Origin of the sequence: Pseudomonas sp. FH4 (assembly GCF_000510915.2) — a bacterium.
In the GTDB taxonomy this organism is placed as follows: Bacteria; Pseudomonadota; Gammaproteobacteria; order Pseudomonadales; family Pseudomonadaceae; genus Aquipseudomonas; species Aquipseudomonas brenneri.
This window is the reverse complement of the sequence record NZ_AOHN01000044.1, coordinates 230,101-253,463: the sequence shown is the minus strand read 5'-3', so window position 1 is coordinate 253,463 and position 23,363 is coordinate 230,101. Positions and strand designations below refer to the sequence as shown.

18 protein-coding genes and 1 pseudogene are annotated in these 23,363 nt (G+C 60.5%); 13 read left to right on the top strand and 6 right to left on the bottom strand.

Translation table 11 applies throughout. From position 1 onward, the window contains the following. Positions 1 to 5: 5 nt before the first annotated feature. Positions 6 to 2,747 carry an aconitate hydratase AcnA gene (gene acnA / locus H097_RS25460; protein ID WP_032863327.1) on the bottom strand — a complete coding sequence of 914 codons (2,742 nt, stop codon included), beginning with the start codon at positions 2,745 to 2,747 and terminating at the stop codon, positions 6 to 8. 190 nt (positions 2,748 to 2,937) lie between these two features. Between acnA and rlmM the strand changes: the two genes are divergently transcribed. Together rlmM and tusA are read left to right on the top strand one after the other, a co-directional pair. Beyond that, positions 2,938 to 4,011 (top strand): 23S rRNA (cytidine(2498)-2'-O)-methyltransferase RlmM, encoded by a 1,074-nt coding sequence (gene rlmM / locus H097_RS25455; protein WP_032863326.1) that lies wholly within the window; start codon positions 2,938 to 2,940, stop codon positions 4,009 to 4,011. A gap of 38 nt (positions 4,012 to 4,049) precedes the next feature. Further along, positions 4,050 to 4,301 carry a sulfurtransferase TusA gene (gene tusA / locus H097_RS25450; RefSeq protein WP_032863325.1) on the top strand — a complete coding sequence of 84 codons (252 nt, stop codon included), beginning with the start codon at positions 4,050 to 4,052 and terminating at the stop codon, positions 4,299 to 4,301. A gap of 157 nt (positions 4,302 to 4,458) precedes the next feature. On the opposite strand, the gene H097_RS25445 is transcribed toward tusA, so the two are convergent. Continuing rightward, positions 4,459 to 5,841: an MATE family efflux transporter gene (locus H097_RS25445; RefSeq protein ID WP_032863324.1), complete on the bottom strand. Its 1,383-nt coding sequence runs from the start codon at positions 5,839 to 5,841 to the stop codon at positions 4,459 to 4,461. Positions 5,842 to 5,983: 142 nt separating this feature from the next. Between H097_RS25445 and pdxB the strand changes: the two genes are divergently transcribed. Then, on the top strand, positions 5,984 to 7,129 hold the full coding sequence (gene pdxB / locus H097_RS25440; RefSeq protein WP_032863323.1) for a 4-phosphoerythronate dehydrogenase PdxB: 1,146 nt from the start codon (positions 5,984 to 5,986) through the stop codon (positions 7,127 to 7,129). Between the two features lie 165 nt (positions 7,130 to 7,294). On the opposite strand, the gene H097_RS28460 is transcribed toward pdxB, so the two are convergent. Continuing rightward, positions 7,295 to 7,468 carry a PA1571 family protein gene (locus H097_RS28460; RefSeq protein ID WP_032863322.1) on the bottom strand — a complete coding sequence of 58 codons (174 nt, stop codon included), beginning with the start codon at positions 7,466 to 7,468 and terminating at the stop codon, positions 7,295 to 7,297. 245 nt (positions 7,469 to 7,713) lie between these two features. On the opposite strand from H097_RS28460, the gene H097_RS25430 reads away from it, so the two are divergent. After that, a complete protein-coding gene (locus H097_RS25430; RefSeq protein WP_162237660.1) occupies positions 7,714 to 9,489 on the top strand; it encodes an ABC transporter transmembrane domain-containing protein in 1,776 nt (591 codons plus the stop codon). 62 nt (positions 9,490 to 9,551) lie between these two features. Here H097_RS25430 and H097_RS25425 read toward each other — a convergent pair whose 3' ends face one another. Further along, positions 9,552 to 11,480, bottom strand: coding sequence for a transglycosylase SLT domain-containing protein (locus H097_RS25425; RefSeq protein ID WP_032863320.1), 1,929 nt, complete (start codon positions 11,478 to 11,480; stop codon positions 9,552 to 9,554). 212 nt (positions 11,481 to 11,692) lie between these two features. On the opposite strand from H097_RS25425, the gene H097_RS25420 reads away from it, so the two are divergent. Further along, the gene (locus H097_RS25420) at positions 11,693 to 13,609 is read left to right on the top strand and encodes an ATP-binding cassette domain-containing protein (RefSeq protein WP_032863445.1); all 1,917 of its coding nucleotides are present in this window, start codon (positions 11,693 to 11,695) and stop codon (positions 13,607 to 13,609) included. 94 nt (positions 13,610 to 13,703) lie between these two features. Here H097_RS25420 and H097_RS25415 read toward each other — a convergent pair whose 3' ends face one another. Continuing rightward, the gene (locus H097_RS25415; RefSeq protein WP_032863318.1) at positions 13,704 to 14,141 is read right to left on the bottom strand and encodes a universal stress protein; all 438 of its coding nucleotides are present in this window, start codon (positions 14,139 to 14,141) and stop codon (positions 13,704 to 13,706) included. 105 nt (positions 14,142 to 14,246) lie between these two features. On the opposite strand from H097_RS25415, the gene H097_RS25410 reads away from it, so the two are divergent. From H097_RS25410 to H097_RS25380, 8 genes and pseudogenes are all read left to right on the top strand, one after another. Then, positions 14,247 to 14,684, top strand: coding sequence for a hypothetical protein (locus H097_RS25410; protein WP_032863317.1), 438 nt, complete (start codon positions 14,247 to 14,249; stop codon positions 14,682 to 14,684). Positions 14,685 to 15,281: 597 nt separating this feature from the next. Then, positions 15,282 to 17,429 (top strand): fatty acid oxidation complex subunit alpha FadB, encoded by a 2,148-nt coding sequence (gene fadB, locus H097_RS25405; protein ID WP_032863316.1) that lies wholly within the window; start codon positions 15,282 to 15,284, stop codon positions 17,427 to 17,429. 29 nt (positions 17,430 to 17,458) lie between these two features. After that, the gene (fadA, locus tag H097_RS25400; protein WP_029300086.1) at positions 17,459 to 18,634 is read left to right on the top strand and encodes an acetyl-CoA C-acyltransferase FadA; all 1,176 of its coding nucleotides are present in this window, start codon (positions 17,459 to 17,461) and stop codon (positions 18,632 to 18,634) included. A 95-nt stretch (positions 18,635 to 18,729) separates the two neighbouring features. After that, on the top strand, positions 18,730 to 18,966 hold the full coding sequence (locus tag H097_RS25395; protein WP_017137419.1) for a DUF1653 domain-containing protein: 237 nt from the start codon (positions 18,730 to 18,732) through the stop codon (positions 18,964 to 18,966). Positions 18,967 to 19,080: 114 nt separating this feature from the next. Continuing rightward, complete coding sequence (gene topA, locus H097_RS25390; RefSeq protein WP_032863314.1) at positions 19,081 to 21,702, top strand: type I DNA topoisomerase; 2,622 nt, start codon at positions 19,081 to 19,083, stop codon at positions 21,700 to 21,702. A 15-nt stretch (positions 21,703 to 21,717) separates the two neighbouring features. Continuing rightward, a pseudogene (locus H097_RS28960) lies at positions 21,718 to 21,822 on the top strand (outer membrane lipoprotein carrier protein LolA); the annotation flags it as partial. A gap of 20 nt (positions 21,823 to 21,842) precedes the next feature. Continuing rightward, a complete protein-coding gene (locus H097_RS25385) occupies positions 21,843 to 22,364 on the top strand; it encodes a DUF6586 family protein (protein WP_032863313.1) in 522 nt (173 codons plus the stop codon). 132 nt (positions 22,365 to 22,496) lie between these two features. Continuing rightward, the gene (locus tag H097_RS25380; RefSeq protein ID WP_029300092.1) at positions 22,497 to 22,730 is read left to right on the top strand and encodes a hypothetical protein; all 234 of its coding nucleotides are present in this window, start codon (positions 22,497 to 22,499) and stop codon (positions 22,728 to 22,730) included. 148 nt (positions 22,731 to 22,878) lie between these two features. Here the strand turns inward: H097_RS25380 and sulA are convergent, their stop codons facing one another. Beyond that, positions 22,879 to 23,358 (bottom strand): SOS-induced cell division inhibitor SulA, encoded by a 480-nt coding sequence (sulA, locus tag H097_RS25375; protein ID WP_032863311.1) that lies wholly within the window; start codon positions 23,356 to 23,358, stop codon positions 22,879 to 22,881. Positions 23,359 to 23,363 lie beyond the last annotated feature (5 nt).

Here is a 23,363-nt window from a genome sequence, read left to right as displayed (position 1 = left end):
ACGCGTTACGAAGCAATCAACTGGCGCAGCACGTAATGCAGAATCCCACCCGCCTTGAAGTATTCCACTTCATTGAGGGTGTCGATCCGGCACAGCACTTCGACCTTCTCGCTGCGGCCATCTTCGCGAGTGATCACCAGCGTCAGGTTCATGCGTGGCTCTACCTCGGTATCGGTCAGGCCCAGGATGTCGATCTTCTCCTTGCCGGTCAGCTTCAGCGCCTTGCGGTTCTGGTCCAGCTTGAACTGCAGCGGCAGCACGCCCATGCCCACCAGGTTGGAGCGGTGGATCCGCTCGAAGCTCTCGGCAATCACCGCCTTGACCCCTAGCAGGTTGGTGCCCTTGGCAGCCCAGTCACGGCTGGAGCCGGTGCCGTATTCCTGGCCGGCGATCACCACCAGCGGCGTGCCGGACGCCTGGTATTGCATGGCGGCGTCGTAGATCGGCATTTTCTCGCCTGTCGGGATGTAGAGGGTGTTGCCACCTTCTTCGCCGCCGAGCATTTCGTTGCGGATACGGATGTTGGCAAAGGTGCCGCGCATCATCACTTCATGGTTGCCGCGCCGTGAACCGTAGGAGTTGAAGTCCCGGGGTTCCACGCCCTGTTCGCGCAGGTAGTGGCCGGCCGGGCTGTCGGCCTTGATATTGCCGGCCGGGGAGATGTGGTCAGTGGTCACCGAGTCGCCGAGCAGGGCCAGGATATTGGCGCCTTGCACATCCTTGATCACCGGCAAGGGGCCGGCGATGTCATCGAAGAAGGGCGGGTGCTGGATATAGGTGGAGTCCTTTTGCCACACATAAGTCGCAGCCTGTGGCACTTCAATGGCTTGCCACTGCTCGTCACCGGCAAACACTTCGGCGTATTCCTTGTGGAACATGCTTGTGCTGACTTGCGCCACCGCGTCGGCGATCTCCTGGCTGCTGGGCCAGATATCGCGCAGGTACACAGGCTGGCCATCCTTGCCGGTGCCCAGGGGCTCGCTGCTGATGTCGATCCGCACGGTTCCGGCCAGCGCATAGGCCACCACCAGCGGCGGCGAGGCCAGCCAGTTGGTTTTCACCAGCGGATGCACGCGGCCTTCGAAGTTACGGTTGCCGGACAGCACTGACGCCACGGTCAGGTCGGCTTTCTGGATGGCTTTTTCGATCGGTTCCGGCAGTGGCCCGGAGTTGCCGATGCAGGTGGTGCAGCCGTAGCCGACCAGATCGAAGCCCAGTTGATCGAGGTACGGCGTCAGGCCGGCGGCGTTGTAGTAGTCGGTGACCACCTTGGAGCCCGGTGCCAGGGAGCTTTTTACCCAAGGCTTGCGGGTCAGGCCCTTTTCCACGGCTTTTTTCGCGACCAGGCCGGCGGCCATCATCACACTCGGGTTGGAGGTGTTGGTGCAGGAGGTAATCGCGGCGATCACCACCGCGCCGTTTTTCAGGCGATAGGTCTGGCCTTCGAAGTCGTAGTCGGCTTCGCCTACCAGGTCGGCATTGCCCACCGCGACACCGCCGCCACCTTCGCTTTCCAGGCGACCGACTTCTTTATTGGCCGGCTTGAACTGCAAGTCGAGAAAGTCAGTGAATGCCTGGCTCACGTTGGGCAGCGAGACCCGGTCCTGCGGGCGTTTCGGCCCGGCCAGGCTGGCTTCGACGCTGCCCATGTCCAGGGCCAGGCTGTCGGTGAACACTGGTTCTTCACCGGCCTTGCGCCACAGGCCCTGGGCCTTGGTATAGGCCTCGACCAGCTTGACCGTGGCGTCAGGCCGGCCGGACAGGCGCAAGTAGTCCAGGGTCACTTCATCCACCGGGAAAAAGCCACAAGTGGCGCCATATTCCGGTGCCATGTTGGCAATCGTGGCGCGGTCGGCCAGGGGTAGGTCGGCGAGGCCGTCGCCATAGAACTCGACGAATTTGCCCACCACGCCTTTTTTACGCAGCATCTGCGTGACGGTCAGCACCAGGTCGGTGGCGGTGATGCCTTCTTTCAATTTGCCGGTGAGCTTGAAGCCGATCACTTCCGGGATCAGCATCGACACCGGCTGGCCGAGCATCGCCGCCTCCGCCTCGATACCGCCCACGCCCCAGCCCAAAACGCCGAGGCCGTTGATCATGGTGGTGTGGGAGTCGGTGCCCACCAGGGTGTCGGGGAAGGCATAGGTACGGCCGTCTTCGTCCTTGGTCCACACCGTGCGGCCCAGGTATTCCAGGTTGACCTGGTGACAGATGCCCGTACCCGGCGGGACCACGCTGAAATTATCAAAGGCGCTCTGGCCCCAGCGCAGGAACGCATAGCGTTCACCGTTGCGCTGCATTTCGATATCGACGTTTTGCTCGAAGGCGTCGGCATTGCCGAACTTGTCGACCATCACCGAGTGGTCAATCACCAGGTCCACCGGCGACAGCGGGTTGATGCGCTGCGGGTCGCCACCGGCCTTGGCCACGGCGGCGCGCATGGCGGCCAGGTCGACCACGGCGGGCACGCCGGTAAAGTCCTGCATCAGCACCCGGGCCGGGCGGTACTGGATCTCGCGGTCGGAGCGGCGCTCCTTGAGCCAGGCGGCAAGCGCCTTGAGATCGGCGCCGGTCACGGTTTTTTCATCCTCCCAGCGCAGCAGGTTTTCCAGCAGCACCTTGAGGGACATCGGCAGTTTATCCAGGTCACCCAGGCTCTTGGCGGCTTCGGGCAGGCTGAAGTAGTGGTAGGTCTGGCTGTCGATTTGCAGGGTCTTAAGGGTTCTCAGGCTATCAACGGATGACATTACATGACTCCTTATGGTCCGCACGGCTACGGACCTGACGGGACGAACAGAGCTTCTAACCTAGCCTTGTTTTCAGTAGCTGGCTAATAACTGGACTCTATGGACAAGTCCAAGGTTCCGAAGTCAGTTATCATGCGCGCGTTTTCATGACAGGCATTGCGATAGAGCAAGCCAGTTGCCAGGAGAGTTGATGAACACCCTTTTTATGCACTGCCGCCCGGGTTTTGAAGGCGAAGTCTGTTCCGAGATCGCGGAACACGCCGCGCGCCTGAACGTTTCGGGCTATGCCAAGGCCAAGACCGGCAGCGCCTGCGCCGAATTTGTCTGCACCGAGGAAGACGGCGCCCAGCGCCTGATGCGCGGCCAACGCTTTGCCGAGCTGATCTTCCCGAGGCAGTGGGCGCGTGGGGTTTTCATCGATTTGCCGGAAACCGACCGCATCAGCGTCATTCTCGCGCACCTGCGGGACTTCCCGGTGTGCGGCAGCCTGTGGCTGGAGATGGTCGATACCAATGACGGCAAGGAACTGTCGAACTTCTGCAAGAAATTCGAAGTGCACCTGCGCAAGGCCCTGCTGGGCGCCGGCAAACTGGTGGAAGATGCAAGCAAGCCGCGCCTGCTGCTGACTTTCAAGAGCGGCCGCGAAGTGTTCATGGGGCTGGCCGAGTCAAACAACTCGGCCATGTGGCCGATGGGCATCCCCCGTCTGAAATTCCCTCGCGACGCACCCAGCCGCTCGACCTTGAAGCTGGAAGAGGCCTGGCACCACTTTATCCCCCGGGACCAGTGGGACGAGCGCCTGCACGGTGACATGACCGGCGTAGACCTCGGCGCAGCGCCAGGCGGCTGGACCTGGCAACTGGTCAACCGTGGCATGCTGGTCACCGCCATCGATAACGGGCCGATGGCCGAAAGCCTGATGGATACCGGTCTGGTGCAACACTTGATGGCCGATGGTTTTACCTTCACCCCCAAGCAGCCGGTGGACTGGATGGTCTGCGATATCGTCGAGAAACCGGCGCGCAACGCGGCCCTGCTGGAAACCTGGATCGGCGAAGGGCATTGCCGCGAAGCGGTGGTCAACCTCAAGTTGCCGATGAAGCAGCGTTACGCCGAAGTGAAGCGCCTGCTGGAGCGTATCGAAGAAGGCTTCAAGGCGCGGGGCATTCGGGTGGAGATCGGTTGCAAGCAGCTGTACCACGACCGCGAGGAAGTGACCTGCCACTTGCGTCGTCTGGACGTAAAGAAACCCAAGGCCCGGTAAGCGCAACCTTGTAGGAACCGGCTGTTTAGGAGTGAACGATGAGTGACATTTTTGACCCTGCCGTCGACGGCACCCTCGACGCCACCGGCCTCAACTGCCCGGAACCGGTGATGATGCTGCACCAGCACATCCGCGACCTGGCGCCCGGCGGCCTGCTCAAGGTCATCGCGACTGATCCCTCGACCCGCCGCGATATCCCCAAGTTCTGTGTGTTCCTCGACCATGAACTGGTGGAGCAGCGCGAAGAGGCTGGCACTTACCTGTACTGGATCCGCAAGAAGTCCACTTGAGGCTGGTGTCTACTGTAGGAGCGAGCTTGTCTCCGGGCGGCGTTCCGACGAAAAACGTTAAAGATAACGCGAGAAAACTGACACCCCGCGTCGCTCTCAGATTTCTCGTCGGAACGCCGCCCGGAGACAAGCTCGCTCCTACAGCGGGCAGTCGCGCTTAAACCTGGCGAATGCGCTTGCGCGCACTACGTGCCAGGCGCACCACCAGCATGGCCGCCGCGCAACTGAGGCCAACGATCAGCCCCTGCCACAAGCCGCTCGGGCCGTTGGCCTGGCCCAGCCAGTCGGTCAGCCCCAGCAAGTAACCGACCGGCAGGCCCACGCCCCAATAGGCGAACAGGGTCAGGATCATCGTCACCCGGGTGTCCTGATAGCCGCGCAAGGCGCCTGCCGCCGTGACCTGGATCGCATCGGAAAACTGGAACAGCGCCGCAAACACAATCAGCATCGCCGCCACCTGGACCACCAGCGGGTCGGCGGTGTAGATCGTGGCGATCTGCTCGCGGAACAACAGCATCAGGCTGCACGATACGCAGGCATAGGCCAGTGCGGTGCCCATCCCCACGCCTGCGGCAAAGCGCGCTTCGCGGGGCTCGCCACGGCCCAGGGCCTGGCCGACGCGCACGGTCACCGCCATGCTCAGGGAGTAGGGGATCATGAACACCAGCGAGCTGAAGTTCAGGGCGATCTGGTGCCCGGCCACCACGGTCGCGCCCAGGCTGCCGATCAGTAGGGCGATTACCGCAAAGATGCTCGACTCGGCAAAAATCGCAATGCCGATCGGCAGGCCAATGCCCAGGATGCGCTTGATCACCGCCCACTGTGGCCAGTCGAAGCGCTTGAACAGCTCGCTGGCCTGATAGACAGGTGCCCAGCGGGTCCAGCCGGCGAAGCCCAGCATCATTGCCCACATCACAATCCCGGTGGCCCAGCCGCAGCCCACGCCGCCCATGGCCGGCACACCGAAATGGCCATAGATGAACACGTAGTTCAGCGGGATATTCAACGCAAGCCCGGCCAGTCCGAGGATCATGCTTGGACGTGTGCGGCCCAGGCCGTCACTGAAACAGCGCAGCACGTAATACAGCGCCACTGCCGGCATGCCCGCGGCAATGCCATGCAGGTAGCCCATGCAGGGTGCGATCAGTTCGGGGTCGACATTCATCGCATGCAGGATCGGTTCGGCGCTGATCAGCAGCACTGACGCGGTACACCCCACCACCAGCGCCAGCCACAGCGCCTGGCGCACCAGCGGGCCGATCTCGGTGTGGCTGCCGGCGCCAAAGCGCTGGGCGACTTTGGGGGTGGTGGCCAGCAAGGTGCCAGTCATCAACAGATACACCGGGATCCAGATGGAGTTGCCCAGGGCTACCGCCGCCAGGTCCCGCGAACTGACGCGCCCGGCCATCACCGCATCGACAAAGCCCATGGCGGTGGTTGCCAGTTGCCCGATCATGATCGGCAGGGCCAGCGCCAGCAGGCTACGGACTTCCCGGCGAACGCGGGCAGGGCGGGAGAGGGGTAGGGTGGCAGTGTTCACGTGCAGATGTCCGATAAGGGGGAGCGCAGGACGGCGCATTCTACGCCTTGACGGATGAGTCAGGAAAATACCTGTGTAGCGGATTTGTAAACGTTCCACGGGCCGGTGCCTGTACACTGCGGATCCGCCAAAGGAGCCTGCCATGCTGATTGTTGCCGACGAAAATATCCCGCTGCTCGATGCGTTCTTCGAAGGGTTTGGCGAGATCCGCCGGGTGCCAGGGCGTGCCATCGACCGCGCCGCCATTGAACAGGCCGATGTGTTGCTGGTGCGTTCGGTGACCAACGTCAACCGTGCGCTGCTGGAAGGCACACCGGTGCGTTTTGTCGGCACCTGCACCATCGGTACCGATCATTTGGACCTCGACTACTTTCACAAGGCCGGTATCCAATGGTCCAGCGCGCCGGGCTGTAACGCCCGGGGGGTGGTGGACTATGTGCTGGGCAGCCTGCTGACCCTGGCCGAAATCGAAGGGGCGGACCTGACCCGGCGCACCTATGGCATCGTCGGTGCCGGTGAGGTGGGTGGGCGGCTGGTCAAGGTACTCAAGGGCCTGGGCTGGAACGTGCTGGTCTGTGATCCGCCACGCCAGGTCGCCGAAGACGGTGATTACGTCAGCCTGGAGCAGATCATCGAACAGTGTGATGTGATCAGCCTGCACACCCCGCTGAAAAAGTCCGGCAGTGGCTCGACCTGGCATTTACTGGATCGCCAGCGTCTTGAGCAGCTCAAGCCGGGCACCTGGCTGATCAACGCCAGCCGTGGCCCTGTGGTGGATAACGCGGCGCTGCGCGAGGTGTTGCTGGAGCGCGAAGACCTGCAGGCGGTGCTGGACGTGTGGGAAGGCGAGCCGCAAGTGGATGTCGAATTGGCCGAGCTGTGCGTGCTGGCAACCCCACATATCGCCGGCTACAGCCTGGACGGCAAGCAGCGCGGCACCGCGCAGATCTACCAGGCGCTGTGCGCGCACCTTGGTCAGCCGGCGACTATTTCGTTGAGTGACCTGCTGCCTGAACCCTGGCTGGCCGAGGTTACCCTCAATGCCAGCACTGATCCGGCCTGGGCCCTGGCGACGTTGTGTCGCAGCGTCTACGACCCGCGCCGCGACGATGCGGACTTTCGCCGTAGCCTGGTAGGAACAGTGGAAGAACAGCGCAAGGCATTCGACCTGCTGCGCAAACACTACCCGGAGCGCCGCGAGATCGATGGTTTGAAAGTGCGGATCAACGGTGGGTCGCCAGTGTTGTCGGGCATCGTCGCCGCACTGGAAGCACAGAACATCCTGTAGGAGCGAGCTTGCTCGCGAAGGTCGTTAACGATAACGCGATAAACCTGATGCACTGCGGTGCTCTCAGGTTTTTCGTCGGAACGCCGCCCGGAGACAAGCTCGCTCCTACAGGAAAGGCATAAAAAACCCGGCCACTTGGGCCGGGTCTGAAAGAGCTGGGGCGTATCAGCCTTGCTGGGCAGGCTTGACCAGTTTCTGCTCCAGTTCGGCGCACGCGCCCTGGATCATCTCTTCGGTAATCTGCACTTCGCGACCCTGGGCATCGATGTACGAGCAGGGCAACTGCTGTGGCTGGCGGATTACTTCAACTTTGTCAGTGCTGCTGGTTTGCAAGGACATGGCCTGTCTCCTCATCAGGTTGTGTACCTACTCTAATTCCCCCGCGTGACCGAGCTGTTACAACTCCAGAGCCCGTCGGTGGATCGAATGCCCAGTCCAGCAGAAATCGCCGCGGATTTCCAGCCGGACTTTAGACCGATAGCCTCTAGGACCTAGTCTTGCCGGGCATAATTAACCTGACTCATTGTGATTTACCCAAGTTCAATCCGATTGCGGTGTAGGCTTGAGGGTGTCTTCCTCAGGTGATGCTCTCCATGCTTTCAGCCCGTCAACGCCGCGCCATCCGCCTGGCCATGCGCTTTATCGCCCCGTATCGCTGGCAGGCCACCGGTGCCTTGCTCGCACTGATTGTCACTGCAGGGATTACCTTGTCCATGGGCCAGGGCATTCGCCTGCTGGTGGATCAGGGTTTCATGACCCAATCGCCGCACCTGCTCAACCAGTCCATCGGCCTGTTCATGATCCTGGTGCTGGGCCTGGCGGTGGGCACCTTTACTCGTTTTTACCTGGTGTCGTGGATCGGTGAGCGTGTGGTGGCGGACATTCGCAGGCTGGTGTTCAACCATCTGATCTACCTGCATCCAGGGTTTTATGAAAACAATCGCAGCTCGGAAATCCAGTCACGCTTGACCGCCGACACCACCTTGCTGCAATCGGTGATCGGTTCATCCCTGTCGCTGTTCCTGCGCAACGCATTGATGGTTATCGGTGGGATTGTGTTGCTGTTTGTCACCAATCCAAAACTCACCAGCATCGTGGTGGTGGCGTTGCCGCTGGTGCTGGCGCCGATCCTGATTTTCGGCCGCCGCGTGCGCAGCCTGTCACGCCTGAGCCAGGACCGGATTGCCGACGTCGGCAGCTACGTGTCTGAAACCCTGGGCCAGATCAAGACGGTGCAGGCCTACAACCATCAGGTGCAGGATGAGCAGCGCTTCGCCGTGACCGTTGAGGAGGCGTTCGCCACGGCGCGCAAACGCATCGTCCAGCGCGCCTGGTTGATCACCCTGGTGATCATGTTGGTGCTGGGTGCGGTAGGCGTGATGCTGTGGGTGGGCGGCATGGATGTGATCGCCGGACGCATCTCCGGTGGCGAGCTGGCGGCGTTCGTGTTCTATAGCCTGATCGTGGGCAGCGCCTTTGGCACCTTGAGCGAAGTGATCGGCGAGTTGCAGCGCGCGGCCGGGGCGGCGGAGCGGATCGCCGAGTTATTGCAGTCGCGCAATGAAATCCAGGCCCCGCCCGATGGTGCGGTCAAGCTGCCAGAACGGGTCAGTGGTCACCTGGAGCTACAAAACCTGCATTTTTCCTACCCGTCGCGTCCCGATCGCTATGCCATCGATGGGCTGAGCCTGAGCATCAATGCCGGTGAAACCCTGGCTTTGGTTGGGCCGTCCGGTGCCGGTAAATCAACGATTTTTGATCTATTGCTGCGTTTCTACGACCCGCAACAGGGGCAAGTGCTGCTGGAAGGCCGGCCTCTGAGCGCATTGGACCCGTTGGACCTGCGCCGCTGTTTTGCCCTGGTATCCCAGAGCCCGGCGCTGTTTTTTGGCAGCGTTGAAGAAAACATCCGCTACGGCAACCCCAAGGCCACACCTGCCCAGGTCGAAGAAGCGGCGCGCATCGCCCACGCCCATGATTTCATCCTGCAAATGCCCCAGGGCTACCAGACACATCTGGGGGATGGCGGCATGGGCCTTTCCGGTGGGCAGCGCCAGCGCCTGGCCATCGCCCGGGCCTTGCTGGTCGATGCGCCGATCCTGCTGCTGGACGAAGCCACCAGCGCCCTCGACGCCCAGAGCGAGCATCTGATCCAGCAGGCACTGCCGCAACTGATGGAGGGGCGTACCACTCTGGTGATCGCCCACCGTCTGGCCACAGTGAAAAACGCCGACCGGATTGCGGTGATGGATCAGGGGAAATTAGTGGCGGTGGGCACGCATCAGCAACTGATCGCCACTAATCCGCTGTATGCGCGCCTGGCAGCCCTGCAATTCAACGACAATCACGACGCCCTATAAAAAATGCCCGCGTTTCACAACGCGGGCACTTGCTGCTTCAAGCTTGCCGCTTTCGGCTGTTGTTACTGATCATCAAAATAGCGCTCGTGCCAATCCACCAGCGGTTGTGGCGAGTTGAGCTTCTGCCCGTAGATCACCGAATAAGACAGCACGTTCTGCACATACTGGCGGGTTTCGTCGAACGGGATGCTTTCCACCCACACGTCGAAACTCAGGTGATCGGCGCCGCGCAGCCATTGGCGTACGCGCCCTGGGCCGGCGTTGTAGGCGGCAGACGCGAGCACGCGGTTGCCGTTGAACTGGCTGTGCACCTGGCTCAGGTAGGCGGCGCCGAGTTGGATGTTCTTGTCCGGGTCCAGCACCTGCTGCGGTGACGCCAGTGGGATGCTGAATTTTCGCGCGGTTTCCTTGGCGGTGGCGGGCATCAGTTGCATCAGGCCGCTGGCGCCAACGCCGGAACGGGCGTCATCCATGAAGGCGCTTTCCTGGCGAGTGATGGCAAACACCCAGCTCGAATGCAGGCCACGGACCTTGGCTTCACGTACCAGGGTGTCGCGGTGGGCCATGGGGAAGCGGATATCCAGGTCGTCCCAGTACTTGGCCTGGCTGATGGTGCGGATCGCCGGGAAGTACCATTTCATGTCGTAGGCGAGCTTGGCCTGGGCGACCATTTCGTCACGGTTGAAGTGGCGGCTGACGTGATACCACTCGCGGCGGCCGTCGACGATCTGGCCACGGGCATAAAACTCCAGGGCGCGGCGCACACCCGGGGTGTTGCGCACCTTGTTGATCAGGGCCTGGCTCATGACCAGAGGCTGGTTGTTCAACTGATAGGGGGCCTGGGAGCGATCCGCCGCGAGGAAGCCATAAAAATCCCGCTCCTTTGCCAGGCCTTTGTACAGCACCAGCGCTTGCGGGTTCTTCGGCTCGGCCAGTTCCAGGGCGCGGGCCTGCCAGTAGCGCCAGCGGTTGGTAGTGGCCAGGTCCTGAGGCAGCTTGCGGGTCAACTGGTAGGCATCTTCCCAGCGGGCCAGGCGCAGCAGCAGGCGCAGGCGCCATTCGGAGACGGTGTTGTCACGCAGCTCCGGGTCGTACTTGCTCATCACGTCCAGGGCGCGGGGGTCATAGCGTCGCGCCAGGGTCAGGCCGATTTCCCGGGCGATGGACACTTTTTCGTCACGGGAGAAGTGCATGCTGCTGGCATAACCATCCAGCAGGGCCATGGCTTGTTCCGGGTCCTGGCGCGCCAGGCGGCGCAGGCCCAGGCCGACGGCGTCGGACATGGCTTCAGTGGCAGGCAGGAAGCGCGAGGGGTCACTGAGCATGGCGGGCTTTTGCGCCACGTCCACCATCAGGCGGCCCTGGGCGCCCAGGGTGGGCAAGGTTTTCACCAGGCTGTTGGCCAGCGGATAGTTGCGGGCTTCGGCGGCGAGTTTGGCGCGGTCCCAGATTTTCTGCTCGGTCAATTGGCCGGCGGCGGCCCATTGGCCAAAGGTGGCATCACAGGCAGCCGGTTGGGATTTGCCGGTCATCCACAGGGCTTCGGCGGTCTTGTAGCCTTCGGCCTTGAGGTTGTTGCCCAACTGGTATTGGCCGTGCAGGCAGTCCAGCTCGGTGAAGTTGAGCTTGGCGTCGTAGTACTTTTCAAAGGTCTTCCAGTCGCCACGCTCGGCGAGCCAGCGCAACCAGCGCAGCTTCATCCAGTTGGCCTGGGGCAGGTCGCCATGCTTGGCCAGGAACTGTTCGATTTCCTGGTTGCTCGCGGATTTGAGGCGCGCGGTCAGTTCGTCGTAGGCCAGGTAAGGCGTCAACGGGTAATCGGCCAGGGCCTGGCTGTATTGCATGTACGGGCCGGTGTCGCCCTTGGCCAGGGCCCGCTTGGCTTGATCGTAATATTGGCGTTGGGTGGTCAGGTCCACTGCCTGGGCAGTCTGGACGGCGGTGGAGGAAAGAAGCAGGCAAGATAAAAAGCTGAAAAGGCGACTGCGCATGAGACGTCCGTGCAAAGAAATCAGGACTAGTGCCGGCGCCGCCGACACTGATTGCCCCTAGCTTAGCCTTTTGCCCGCAGCCGGTGAAAGCTTTGCAGGTCGCTTCGCTGAAGTTCTCAAGAAATGTCCTACAGAACGTGTCGGGCATGAAAATGCCGGCCGCTTCACCCCCCAACTCAGGTAGAATGCGCGCCCAGTTTTTGGAGAAGCGTATGACCCTGCTCAAATTCAGCGATGTGTCCCTTGCTTTCGGCGCTATGCCGTTGTTGGACAAGGTGTCCTGGCAGATCGCCCGTGGTGAGCGGGTGTGCATCATCGGCCGCAACGGCACCGGCAAGTCCAGCATGATGAAGCTGGTCAAGGGCGACCAGAAGCCCGATGACGGCTCCGTGTGGCGTGCCCCGGGCCTGAAGATCGGCGAGTTGCCGCAAGAATTGCCGGTGGCCGACGAACGGACCGTGTTCGACGTGGTTGCCGAAGGCCTCGACGGCGTAGGCGAATTGCTTGCCCAATACCATCATCTGGCGCAGAACTGCGTCACCGAGGAAGACCTGGACAAACTGATGCACGTCCAGCAAGACCTTGAAGCCCGTGATGGCTGGCGCTTGCAGCAACTGGTCGACAGCACCTTGAGCCGCCTGCAACTGCCGGCCGACAAGACCCTTGCCGAACTGTCCGGCGGCTGGCGTCGCCGTGTGCTGCTGGCCCAGGCCCTGGTGTCCGAACCGGACCTGCTGCTGCTCGATGAACCGACCAACCACCTGGATATCGGCGCGATTGCCTGGCTGGAGGAAGCCCTCAAGGACTTCCAGGGCGCCGTGCTGTTTATCACGCACGACCGTTCTTTCCTGCAGAACCTTGCTACGCGCATCCTCGAACTGGATCGCGGCGGCCTGATCGACTGGAACGGCGACTACGCCAGCTTCCTGGTGCACAAGGAAGCCGCGCTGTCCGCTGAAGAAACCGCCAACGCGCTGTTCGACAAGAAACTGGCCCAGGAAGAAGTCTGGATCCGCCAGGGCATCAAGGCGCGTCGCACCCGTAACGAAGGCCGCGTACGTGCCTTGAAAGCCTTGCGTGTCGAGCGTAGCGAACGTCGCGAACGCACCGGCAAGGCCAATATCCAGCTCGATACCGCCGACAAGTCGGGCAAGCAGGTCATGGTCCTGGAGAACGTCAGCTTCCATCACCCGGATGGCCCGTTCCTGATCAAGGACTTCTCCATGGTCCTGCAGCGCGGCGACCGTATCGGTCTGCTGGGCGCCAACGGTACCGGCAAGACCACTTTGCTCAAGCTGATGCTCAGCGGTCTGCAACCGACCAGCGGCACCGTGGAAGAGGGGACGCGCATCGATGTGGCCTACTTCGACCAGTTGCGCCACCAGTTGGACCTGGAAAAGACCGTGATCGACAACGTCGCCGAAGGCCGCGACTTTATCGATATCGACGGCCAGAGCCGCCACGTGCTGAGCTACCTGGGCGACTTCCTGTTCAGCCCGCAACGTGCCCGCACACCGGTCAAGGCCTTGTCTGGCGGTGAGCGTGCGCGCCTGCTGCTGGCCAAGCTGTTCAGCAAACCTGCCAACCTGCTGGTGCTCGATGAGCCGACCAACGACCTCGATGTGGAAACCCTCGAACTGCTGGAAGAGGTCCTGCTGACCTTCAACGGCACCGTGCTGATGGTCAGTCACGACCGGGCATTTCTCGACAACGTGGTCACCAGCACCCTGGTCTTCGAAGGTGAAGGCAAGGTGCGCGAATACGTCGGTGGTTATCAGGACTGGCTGCGCCAGGGCGGCTCGCCGCGCCTGCTGGGCGTGACCGAGAGCAAGTCCGGCAAGGCCGACTTGAATTCTGCGGTGGTTGCACCTGCCGCTGCTGAGCCTGTTCAGGACGCTGCGCCGGCGGCCAAGAAAAAGCTCAGCTACAAGCTGCAGCGTGAGCTGGAAGCCTTGCCGGGTGATATCGACGCCAAGGAGCAGCAGATCGCTGCTGTGGAAGCCGAAATGGCTGACGCGGGTTTCTACCTGCGTCCTGCGACGGAAACGGCCAAGGTCATCGAGTCCCTGGAGAAGCTGAACCAGGAGTTGGAAGTGCTGGTTGAGCGTTGGGCCGAGCTGGATGCCTGATTGATTCAGCGGCAATAAAAAACCGGCGCTCTTAGGAGCACCGGTTTTTTTATATGAAATGCAAGCCAGCTCCTACATTTGATTTGCAGTGTTCTTACGAGCTCTTTACCAGCTTCACTGCCAGTACGTCGCACGGCGCGCCGTGCAGTACATCATTGGCCGTGGAGCCCAGCAGCAGCGCCAGGCCATGACGCCCATGGCTGCCAACGACGATAAGGTCGCAGTTCTGTTCTTTGGCCAGGTGATGGATTTCCTGGCGTGGTTGGCCATAGGTCAGGTGGCTTTGGTCTTTTTTCAACGCGGGATACTTGGCAATCAGCCGGTCCAGGCGCTCCTTGGCCTGATCGAACTGCTGCTGTTGCAGTTGCGACAGGTCCATCGGCACATCGCCGCCAAAGGCCATGGCCATGGGTTCGACGATATGCACCAGGGACAGCTTGACGCTATCGCCGGCGATGGCCACGGCGCGCTTGATCACCGGATCGCACTCTTCGGTCAGGTCCACGGCGACCAGAATATGTTCGTAAGTCATGAGGCGTTCCTCCAGGGGACTGCAATAAGTTCAGTATGGCTGCTTTCAAGCGGATGGGGTTGCGTCAGGTCAAATCCGCTCATCTAGAAATTCGGGAGTACACATATGACGGTCTGGATAGTGGTGTCAATCCTTGTGGTGGTGTTGAGCCCCCTGGCATGGCTGCGACCTTCGCGCCACCAGAGCGGGCGCATGGCCCTGCGCATGGAGGCCCGCCGCATTGGCCTGGCGATGCAATTGTCGCCCCAGGAATGGCCGCACTGGCTCAAGCAGGAGCCGCCCAGCCCGTGTGCGCAGTACTGCCGGCCACGGCGCAGCAGTAAGCCGGCCCTCTGGTGTTACTGGCAGTTGGAGCCGGGGGTGTGGGTCAATCAGTGGCGGGAAATCTGCGTCGACGAGAAGTTGTTGCCGCATTTTGCAAAGCTGCCGGATAACGTCTACAAAATCGAAGCCGACGGGCAAATGATCGCCTTGTATTGGGGGGAGAAGGGCGAATTGAGCGTCTTGCAGGACATCAATGCCTTGCTCAAGGCCCTGGCCTGACAGCGTTCCACTGTTCCACTGTAGGAGCGAGCTTGCTCGCGAAAAACCTGAGCACGCCGCGTTAAACCAGGTTTAGCGCGTTATCGTTGACGATCTTCGCGAGCAAGCTCGCTCCTACAGTGACGAAATCACAGGCAATAAAAAGCCCGACATCATCATCGGGCTGGAGTTGGCCAGGCAGGCCGGTAATTCTTCAATTCATCACGCCGCGCATTCGCACAGGCGTTCAAACGTGCGGCTAGCCTAGCCGGATATTCGCCGCTGTACAGGCCTTTTCTAAGCTTTTTGTATTATTGATTATGTGAATGCCTGCGCATTGATTCGCCTTGGCGGTTCTGAAATGACTGAAAAGTCGCGTTTTAGCGGCCCTTTCGAGCGATTGACAATTGTCGGAAATTGGCTGAAGGTGGCGTACCCAAATCAAACGGGCGTATGAATTGAGTGTTTGTCTGTCAGATATCTCAGACATAATCCCGACTATCGCATTGGCGGGTGTGCCTGGCGCATTGGCGTAAGCATTGACGTAATGATCAATGCCCGACCAGAGGCCAGCGTCCAGTGTGTACTGTTCAGCTTCCATATCGTGGAGATCAGTTGATGATTTACGAAGGTAAAGCCATCACGGTTAAGGCTCTTGAAAGTGGCATCGTCGAATTGAAATTCGACCTCAAGGGTGAGTCCGTCAACAAGTTCAACCGTCTAACCCTGAACGAACTGCGTCAGGCCGTAGACACCATCAAGGCTGATGCATCGATCAAAGGTGTGATCGTCTCCAGCGGCAAGGACGTGTTCATCGTCGGCGCTGACATCACCGAATTCGTCGACAACTTCAAGCTGCCCGATGCCGAGCTTGTGGCTGGCAACCTCGAAGCCAACAAGATTTTCAGCGATTTCGAAGACCTCAACGTGCCGACCGTTGCCGCGATCAATGGCATCGCCCTGGGCGGCGGTCTGGAAATGTGCCTGGCCGCGGACTTCCGCGTCATGGCCTCCAGCGCGAAAATCGGCCTGCCGGAAGTCAAACTGGGCATCTACCCAGGCTTCGGCGGTACCGTGCGCCTGCCGCGTATCATCGGTGCCGACAATGCCATCGAGTGGATTGCCGCCGGCAAGGAAAACCGTGCTGAAGACGCGCTGAAAGTGGGCGCAGTCGATGCCGTGGTTGCTCCGGACAAACTCGCAGAAGCTGCACTGAACCTGATCAAGGGCGCCATCAGCGGCGAATTTGACTACAAGGCCAAGCGTCAGCCGAAGCTGGAAAAACTCAAGCTCAACGCCATCGAACAAATGATGTCGTTCGAAACCGCCAAGGGTTTCGTCGCCGGTCAAGCGGGTCCTAACTACCCGGCCCCGGTCGAAGCGATCAAGACCATCCAGAAAGCCGCGAACTTCGGTCGCGACAAGGCCCTGGAGATCGAAGCCGCCGGCTTCGTCAAACTGGCCAAGACGTCTGCTGCACAGAGCCTGATCGGCCTGTTCCTGAACGATCAGGAACTGAAGAAAAAGGCCAAGGCCTACGACGAAATCGCCAAGGACGTGAAACAGGCCGCTGTACTCGGCGCCGGTATCATGGGTGGCGGTATTGCCTATCAGTCGGCGTCCAAAGGCACGCCGATCCTGATGAAAGACATCAACGAGCACGGTATCGAGCAAGGCCTGGCAGAAGCCGCCAAGCTGCTGGTTGGCCGCGTTGATAAAGGTCGCATGACGGCTGCGAAGATGGCTGAAGTGCTCAACGGCATTCGTCCTACGCTGTCCTACGGCGATTTCGGCCACGTCGACCTGGTGGTCGAAGCGGTTGTCGAGAACCCGAAGGTCAAGCAAGCGGTCCTGGCGGAAGTTGAAGCCCAGGTCAAGGACGACACCATCCTGGCGTCCAACACCTCGACCATTTCCATCACCTTGCTGGCCAAGGCCCTCAAGCGTCCGGAAAACTTCGTCGGCATGCACTTCTTCAACCCGGTGCACATGATGCCGCTGGTGGAAGTGATCCGTGGCGAGAAGTCCAGCGAGCTGGCCGTTGCCACCACCGTTGCCTACGCCAAGAAAATGGGCAAGAACCCGATCGTCGTCAACGACTGCCCGGGCTTCTTGGTCAACCGCGTGCTGTTCCCGTACTTCGGCGGTTTCGCCAAGCTGGTCAGCGCTGGCGTGGACTTTGTGCGTATCGACAAGGTCATGGAAAAATTCGGCTGGCCAATGGGCCCGGCGTACCTGATGGACGTGGTCGGCATCGACACCGGCCACCACGGTCGCGACGTCATGGCTGAAGGCTTCCCGGACCGCATGAAAGACGACCGTCGTTCGGCCGTTGATGCGCTCTACGAGGCCAAGCGCCTGGGCCAGAAGAATGGCAAGGGTTTCTACGCCTACGAGACCGACAAGAAGGGCAAGCAGAAGAAAGTTGCCGATCCATCGGTTCACGAAGTGCTGGCTCCGATCGTCTACGAACAGCGTGAAGTGTCCGACGAGGACATCATCAACTGGATGATGATCGCCCTGTGCCTGGAAACCGTGCGTTGCCTGGAAGACGGCATCGTTGAAACCGCCGCCGAAGCCGATATGGGCCTGGTGTACGGTATTGGTTTCCCTCCATTCCGTGGCGGTGCGCTGCGTTACATCGACTCTATCGGTGTGGCCGAGTTCGTTGCCCTGGCTGATCAGTACGCTGATCTGGGCCCGCTGTACCACCCGACTGCGAAGCTGCGCGAGATGGCCAAGAACGGCCAGAGCTTCTTCGGTTAAGCGCCCAAACGACTAGAGCGAGAATATTTATGAGCTTGAATCCAAGAGACGTCGTGATTGTCGACTTCGGTCGTACTCCGATGGGCCGCTCCAAGGGCGGCATGCACCGCAACACCCGTGCCGAAGACATGTCGGCGCACCTGATCAGCAAGCTGCTGGAGCGCAACGTCAAGGTCGACCCGAACGAAGTCGAGGACGTGATCTGGGGTTGCGTCAACCAGACCCTGGAGCAGGGCTGGAACATCGCCCGCATGGCGTCCCTGATGACCCAGATCCCGCATACTGCTGCCGGCCAGACCGTCAGCCGCCTGTGTGGTTCGTCCATGAGCGCACTGCACACTGCCGCCCAGGCGATCATGACCGGCAACGGTGATGTGTTCGTGGTCGGCGGCGTGGAGCACATGGGCCACGTCAGCATGATGCACGGCGTCGATCCAAACCCGCATATGTCGCTGTACGCGGCAAAAGCCTCGGGCATGATGGGCCTGACTGCGGAAATGCTTGGCAAGATGCACGGCATTACCCGTGAAGCCCAGGACGCTTTTGGCCTGCGCTCGCACCAGCTCGCCCACAAGGCAACCCTGGAAGGCAAGTTCAAGGATGAGATCATCCCGATGAACGGCTACGACGAGAACGGTTTCCTGAAGCTGTTTGACTACGACGAAACCATTCGTCCGGATACCACCCTGGAAAGCCTGGCGGCCTTGAAGCCGGCATTCAATCCAAAGGGCGGCACCGTGACTGCCGGTACTTCGTCGCAGATCACCGATGGTGCCTCGTGCATGATCGTGATGTCGGCCCAGCGCGCCCAGGACCTGGGGATCCAGCCTCTGGCAGTGATCCGTTCCATGGCCGTGGCGGGTGTGGACCCGGCGATCATGGGCTATGGTCCAGTACCGGCCACACAAAAAGCCTTGAAGCGCGCAGGTCTGAGCATCTCCGACATCGACTTCTTCGAGCTCAACGAAGCTTTCGCCGCACAGGCCCTGCCCGTGCTGAAAGATCTGAAAGTACTCGACAAGATGAACGAGAAGGTTAACCTGCACGGCGGTGCGATTGCCCTGGGCCACCCATTCGGTTGCTCCGGTGCACGTATTTCCGGCACTTTGCTTAACGTGATGAAGCAAAATGGCGGCAACCTTGGGGTTGCAACCATGTGCATTGGTCTCGGCCAAGGCATTTCCACCGTCTTCGAACGCGTCTAAGCGTTGAGTTGACGGAAGCCGGGGCCCAGTGCCCCGGTTTTTGTTTTTTGGAATTTTTAATTTTTTTTTAATAAATTTTGTAAGAGGGCCAGAGCATGAAAGTCGAACCAGGGCTCTACCAGCATTATAAAGGTCCCCAGTACCGCGTTTTTAATGTGGCGCGGCACTCCGAGACCGAAGAAGAAGTGGTGTTTTACCAAGCACTGTATGGCGATTACGGCTTTTGGGTGCGCCCCTTGAGCATGTTCCTGGAAACCGTCGAAGTTGACGGCGAGCAGGTCCCGCGCTTTGCTTTGGTGCAGGTCGAACCCAGCCTTTTTTCAGGGCAATAACGGCCGGTTGCGCAGAATGCTGCGCTTGACCTCACTGTGTTGCCACTATATATAGCGTTGCCGCGTCAGGCGCCAACCGCCTTTCTCTTCTCGAATTCAGGAATTTTCCGATCCATGGGCAAATCGCTGGTCATTGTGGAATCCCCGGCTAAGGCCAAGACCATCAACAAGTACTTGGGTAACGAGTACGTGGTGAAGTCGAGTATCGGCCATATCCGAGACCTGCCCACCAGCGGTTCGGCTAGCGCCAGCAAGGAGCCTGCTGCCAAGCGCGGCAAGGCGGCTGCGGGCGAAGGTCCGGTGCTCTCGCCTAAAGAGAAGGCGCGCAAGCAGCTGGTCTCGCGCATGGGTGTGGACCCGGATCATGGCTGGAAGGCCAAGTACGAGATCCTTCCGGGCAAGGAAAAGGTCATCGAGGAGCTGCGCCGGCTCGCCAAGGATGCCGACACCATCTATCTCGCAACGGACTTGGACCGCGAAGGGGAAGCCATTGCCTGGCACCTGCGCGAAGCCATCGGTGGGGACGACAGCCGCTACAAACGCGTGGTGTTCAACGAAATCACCAAGAAGGCGATCCAGGAAGCCTTCTCCAAGCCAGGCGAGCTGGACATTGACCGCGTCAATGCCCAGCAGGCCCGTCGCTTCCTCGACCGCGTCGTGGGCTACATGGTCTCGCCGCTGTTGTGGGCGAAGATCGCCCGTGGCCTGTCCGCCGGCCGTGTGCAATCGGTCGCGGTGAAGCTGGTAGTGGAGCGCGAGCGCGAGATCCGTGCGTTCATCCCTGAAGAATACTGGGAAGTCCACGCCGACCTCGGCACCGCCAAGGGCGCGACCGTGCGCTTTGACGTGGCCCGTGAGAAAGGCGAGGCCTTCAAGCCGCTTAACGAAGCCCAGGCCATGGCTGCGCTGGAGAAGCTCAAGGCTTCCAGCTACAGCATCGTCAAGCGCGAAGACAAACCGACCAGCAGCAAGCCGTCGGCGCCGTTCATCACCTCCACCCTGCAACAGGCCGCGAGCAACCGCCTGGGCTTCGGGGTGAAGAAGACGATGATGATGGCCCAGCGTTTGTACGAAGCGGGCTACATCACGTATATGCGTACCGACTCCACCAACCTGTCGCAAGACGCGGTGGCGATGGCGCGCACTTATATTGAAAGCGAATTCGGCAAGAAGTACCTGCCGGAGAAGCCAAACGTCTACAGCAGCAAGGAAGGCGCACAAGAGGCTCACGAAGCGATTCGTCCGTCTGACGCCAATACCGAGCCAAGCAAGCTCACGGGCATGGAGCGCGACGCTGAGCGCCTCTACGAGCTGATCTGGCGCCAGTTCCTGGCCTGCCAGATGCTGCCGGCGCAATACCTGTCCACCACCGTCACCGTGGGTGCCGGGGACTTCGAGCTGCGTGCCAAGGGGCGTATCCTCAAGTTCGACGGCTACACCCGTGTGATGCCGCAAATCGCCAAGCCCGGCGATGATGACGTGCTGCCAGACATGGCCCAGGGCGATGTGATGAAGCTGATCAAGCTTGATCCGTCCCAGCATTTCACCAAGCCGCCTGCGCGTTATTCGGAAGCCAGCCTGGTAAAAGAGATGGAAAAACGTGGCATTGGTCGTCCTTCGACCTACGCGGCGATCATTTCCACCATCCAGGACCGTGGCTACGTGGCCCTGCATAACCGTCGTTTCTATTCGGAAAAGATGGGCGATATCGTCACTGAGCGTCTGTCCGAGAGTTTCTCCAACCTGATGGACTACGGCTTTACCGCCGGCATGGAAGAGAACCTCGATGACGTGGCCCAGGGCGAGCGGGACTGGAAGAATGTACTCGACGAGTTCTATGGCGACTTCAAGAAGAAACTCGAAGTAGCCGAGAGCCCGGAACACGGTATGCGCGCCAACCAGCCGGTGATGACGGATATCCCGTGCACCACTTGCGGTCGGCCGATGCAGATCCGCACTGCGTCTACCGGTGTGTTCCTCGGTTGTTCGGGTTATAGCCTGCCGCCTAAAGAGCGCTGCAAGGCCACCGTCAACTTGGTGCCAGGCGATGAAATCGCTGCCGATGACGAGGGTGAGTCCGAGTCGCTGGTACTGCGTGGCAAGCACCGTTGCCCGATCTGCAGCACCGCGATGGATGCTTATCTGCTGGATGAGAAGCGCAAGTTGCACATCTGCGGTAACAACCCGGATTGCAACGGCTACGAGATCGAAGAGGGCACCTACCGCATCAAGGGCTACGAAGGCCCGAGCCTGGAGTGCGACAAGTGCGGCAGCGAGATGCAGCTCAAGACCGGCCGTTTCGGCAAGTTCTTCGGTTGTACCAATGCGACCTGCAAGAACACCCGCAAACTGCTGAAAAGCGGTGACGCGGCGCCGCCGAAGATGGACCCGGTGAAGATGCCTGAGCTCAAGTGCGAGAAGGTCAACGACACCTATATCCTGCGTGATGGCGCTTCGGGCTTGTTCCTGGCGGCCAGCCAGTTCCCGAAAAACCGCGAGACTCGTGCACCCCTGGTGATGGAGATCGTGCCGCACAAGGACGAGATCGACCCGAAGTACCACTTCCTGTGTGAAGCGCCGAAGAAGGATCCCGACGGTCGTCCGGCCGTGATCCGCTACAGCCGCAAGACCAAGGAGCAGTACGTGCAGACCGAAGTAGACGGCAAGCCTACGGGTTGGAAAGCGTTCTACGACGGCGGCAAGTGGAAGGTCGAGGACAAGCGCCAGGGCGCTTGATCTGTAGGCGCGAGCTTGCTCGCGAAGGTCGTTAACGATGACGCGATAAACCTGGTGCACTGCGGTGCTCTCAGGTTTTTCGCGAGCAAGCTCGCTCCTACAGGCCGTATCATACTTATGTCGTTGTGGAGACTGCCGTCATGGCCAACGAACTCTATACCCGTACCAACCAGAAAATTTACTTCGCGGGTTTGTCCCTGGACGCCCTTGGCCGTGCCGAGGAAGGAAAGGAGATGAACGCTATCGCGCTGGTCCAGGCGGGGCGAGAGTCGGCGTTGTTCCATCTGTATGGCGCCTTGTTGGGTCTGTGCCATGAAATTGCCGGCTTCTATCGTTTGCCTCAGGCGCATGCGCCGCGGGCCGAGGATATCCTGACCCGTGAGGTGCTGGAGTCGCTGGCCATTCCTGAGTTGGCTGAGCTGGTGGAGATGGCTCGCAGCCCTGACAGTTGGCTGGCACGTTTGCTGGCTGCGCATTCGGCGATGTTTCAGCCGCCGCGTGTGCCGCACAAGCCCAAGGGCGATGTGACCCAACCGCTGATCGTTGCGGTCAGCCTGGAAGAGGAAGGCCCCGAGCCACTGAGCCGGGCCGAGTTGGAGAGCTGGCGCCAGGAACTGAAAAAACTGGCGATACGCTTTCGGGATGGGTTGAACGAGTGCTGAGCCGGATAGCGTTGGCAGGGTAATGAGGCGCTACAGACCATTCATCCAGCTGTACAGAAAGCTGTTCAGATCCTGAGCGAGGCTCTGCTTATGACTGATATAATGCCGGCCTTTCGTGGAGAACAGATTTTTATGCCAACGTCCTTTCTGGAAATTGTTGAACTGCCCGACGGCCGAATTGAGCTGCGCAGGGCTGAGGACGAGGGTTCTCTGGTGACTTTGGATTTTTCCGAGGATGCCAAGGCATTCCTGCAAGGCCAACACGTGGAAGTGGCAAAAGCCATGCTGAGCGTTGGTGTGCAGATGGCGGGGCGCCTGGCTGAGGGCGAACCGGAGAAAGACGACGGTCCACGGATTCTTCACTGAATCCGCTTGTCGTTTTAAGATTCAAATGCTCAATCGGCTTCTCAATTCTGTAGAAGCCTAGCGTCCATCGCAGGCACTGACCTGACGTCAGGCTGCAATCGGACGACCTGTACCACTCCCGATAACGCGTTGCGCGTCAGGCTCGGGCTTATCCCAAACGAATATTCAAGCTCTGTGCATCGCCCGTACGCGCTGCGCTGATCAACTGCTGCTTGGCCGAAGCGCCCAGTGGATTCAGCCAACTGACCACCGTGTGGCTGCGTCCGAGGCGCAGCGCTTCACAGGTCAGTTGCTGGGCGCTCTGGGTGCCGCGTGGTTGCAGCAGCAGGATGCGTTCGCGGTTCAGGCCCGCATCCCGCAACCAGGCCTGGGTCAGGCTGGAGGGCGGGGCGATCAGGGTCAGCCAGCGGGCGTCCTGTTCTTCGCTCAGGTTGCGAAGAATGGGGGCCAGCAGGCTCAGGCAGTTCCCGGCAGCGCCGCGCAACGACAATTCACTGAATACCTCAGGTTCAGCGGTGGCGGTCCATGGGGACTGCACCGTCTCGTTGAGGATAGGTGCAAGTGGCTGGGCCAAAAAGGCCTCAAACAGCGGCAGTTGTGTGTGTTGTTGCACGTGTGGGAACTGCATGATGC

What these genes read in the sequence shown, in the direction of transcription:
- H097_RS25395 (WP_017137419.1), top strand. Translation starts at nt 18,730, where the DNA reads ATGAAAGTCGAACCAGGGCTCTACCAGCATTATAAAGGTCCCCAGTAC.
- H097_RS25425 (WP_032863320.1), bottom strand. Translation starts at nt 11,480, where the DNA reads ATGCGCAGTCGCCTTTTCAGCTTTTTATCTTGCCTGCTTCTTTCCTCC.
- H097_RS25420 (WP_032863445.1), top strand. Translation starts at nt 11,693, where the DNA reads ATGACCCTGCTCAAATTCAGCGATGTGTCCCTTGCTTTCGGCGCTATG.
- H097_RS25380 (WP_029300092.1), top strand. Translation starts at nt 22,497, where the DNA reads ATGCCAACGTCCTTTCTGGAAATTGTTGAACTGCCCGACGGCCGAATT.
- fadA (WP_029300086.1), top strand. Translation starts at nt 17,459, where the DNA reads ATGAGCTTGAATCCAAGAGACGTCGTGATTGTCGACTTCGGTCGTACT.
- topA (WP_032863314.1), top strand. Translation starts at nt 19,081, where the DNA reads ATGGGCAAATCGCTGGTCATTGTGGAATCCCCGGCTAAGGCCAAGACC.
- rlmM (WP_032863326.1), top strand. Translation starts at nt 2,938, where the DNA reads ATGAACACCCTTTTTATGCACTGCCGCCCGGGTTTTGAAGGCGAAGTC.
- fadB (WP_032863316.1), top strand. Translation starts at nt 15,282, where the DNA reads ATGATTTACGAAGGTAAAGCCATCACGGTTAAGGCTCTTGAAAGTGGC.
- acnA (WP_032863327.1), bottom strand. Translation starts at nt 2,747, where the DNA reads ATGTCATCCGTTGATAGCCTGAGAACCCTTAAGACCCTGCAAATCGAC.
- tusA (WP_032863325.1), top strand. Translation starts at nt 4,050, where the DNA reads ATGAGTGACATTTTTGACCCTGCCGTCGACGGCACCCTCGACGCCACC.
- H097_RS25385 (WP_032863313.1), top strand. Translation starts at nt 21,843, where the DNA reads ATGGCCAACGAACTCTATACCCGTACCAACCAGAAAATTTACTTCGCG.
- H097_RS25415 (WP_032863318.1), bottom strand. Translation starts at nt 14,141, where the DNA reads ATGACTTACGAACATATTCTGGTCGCCGTGGACCTGACCGAAGAGTGC.
- sulA (WP_032863311.1), bottom strand. Translation starts at nt 23,358, where the DNA reads ATGCAGTTCCCACACGTGCAACAACACACACAACTGCCGCTGTTTGAG.
- pdxB (WP_032863323.1), top strand. Translation starts at nt 5,984, where the DNA reads ATGCTGATTGTTGCCGACGAAAATATCCCGCTGCTCGATGCGTTCTTC.
- H097_RS25430 (WP_162237660.1), top strand. Translation starts at nt 7,714, where the DNA reads ATGCTCTCCATGCTTTCAGCCCGTCAACGCCGCGCCATCCGCCTGGCC.
- H097_RS28460 (WP_032863322.1), bottom strand. Translation starts at nt 7,468, where the DNA reads ATGTCCTTGCAAACCAGCAGCACTGACAAAGTTGAAGTAATCCGCCAG.
- H097_RS25410 (WP_032863317.1), top strand. Translation starts at nt 14,247, where the DNA reads ATGACGGTCTGGATAGTGGTGTCAATCCTTGTGGTGGTGTTGAGCCCC.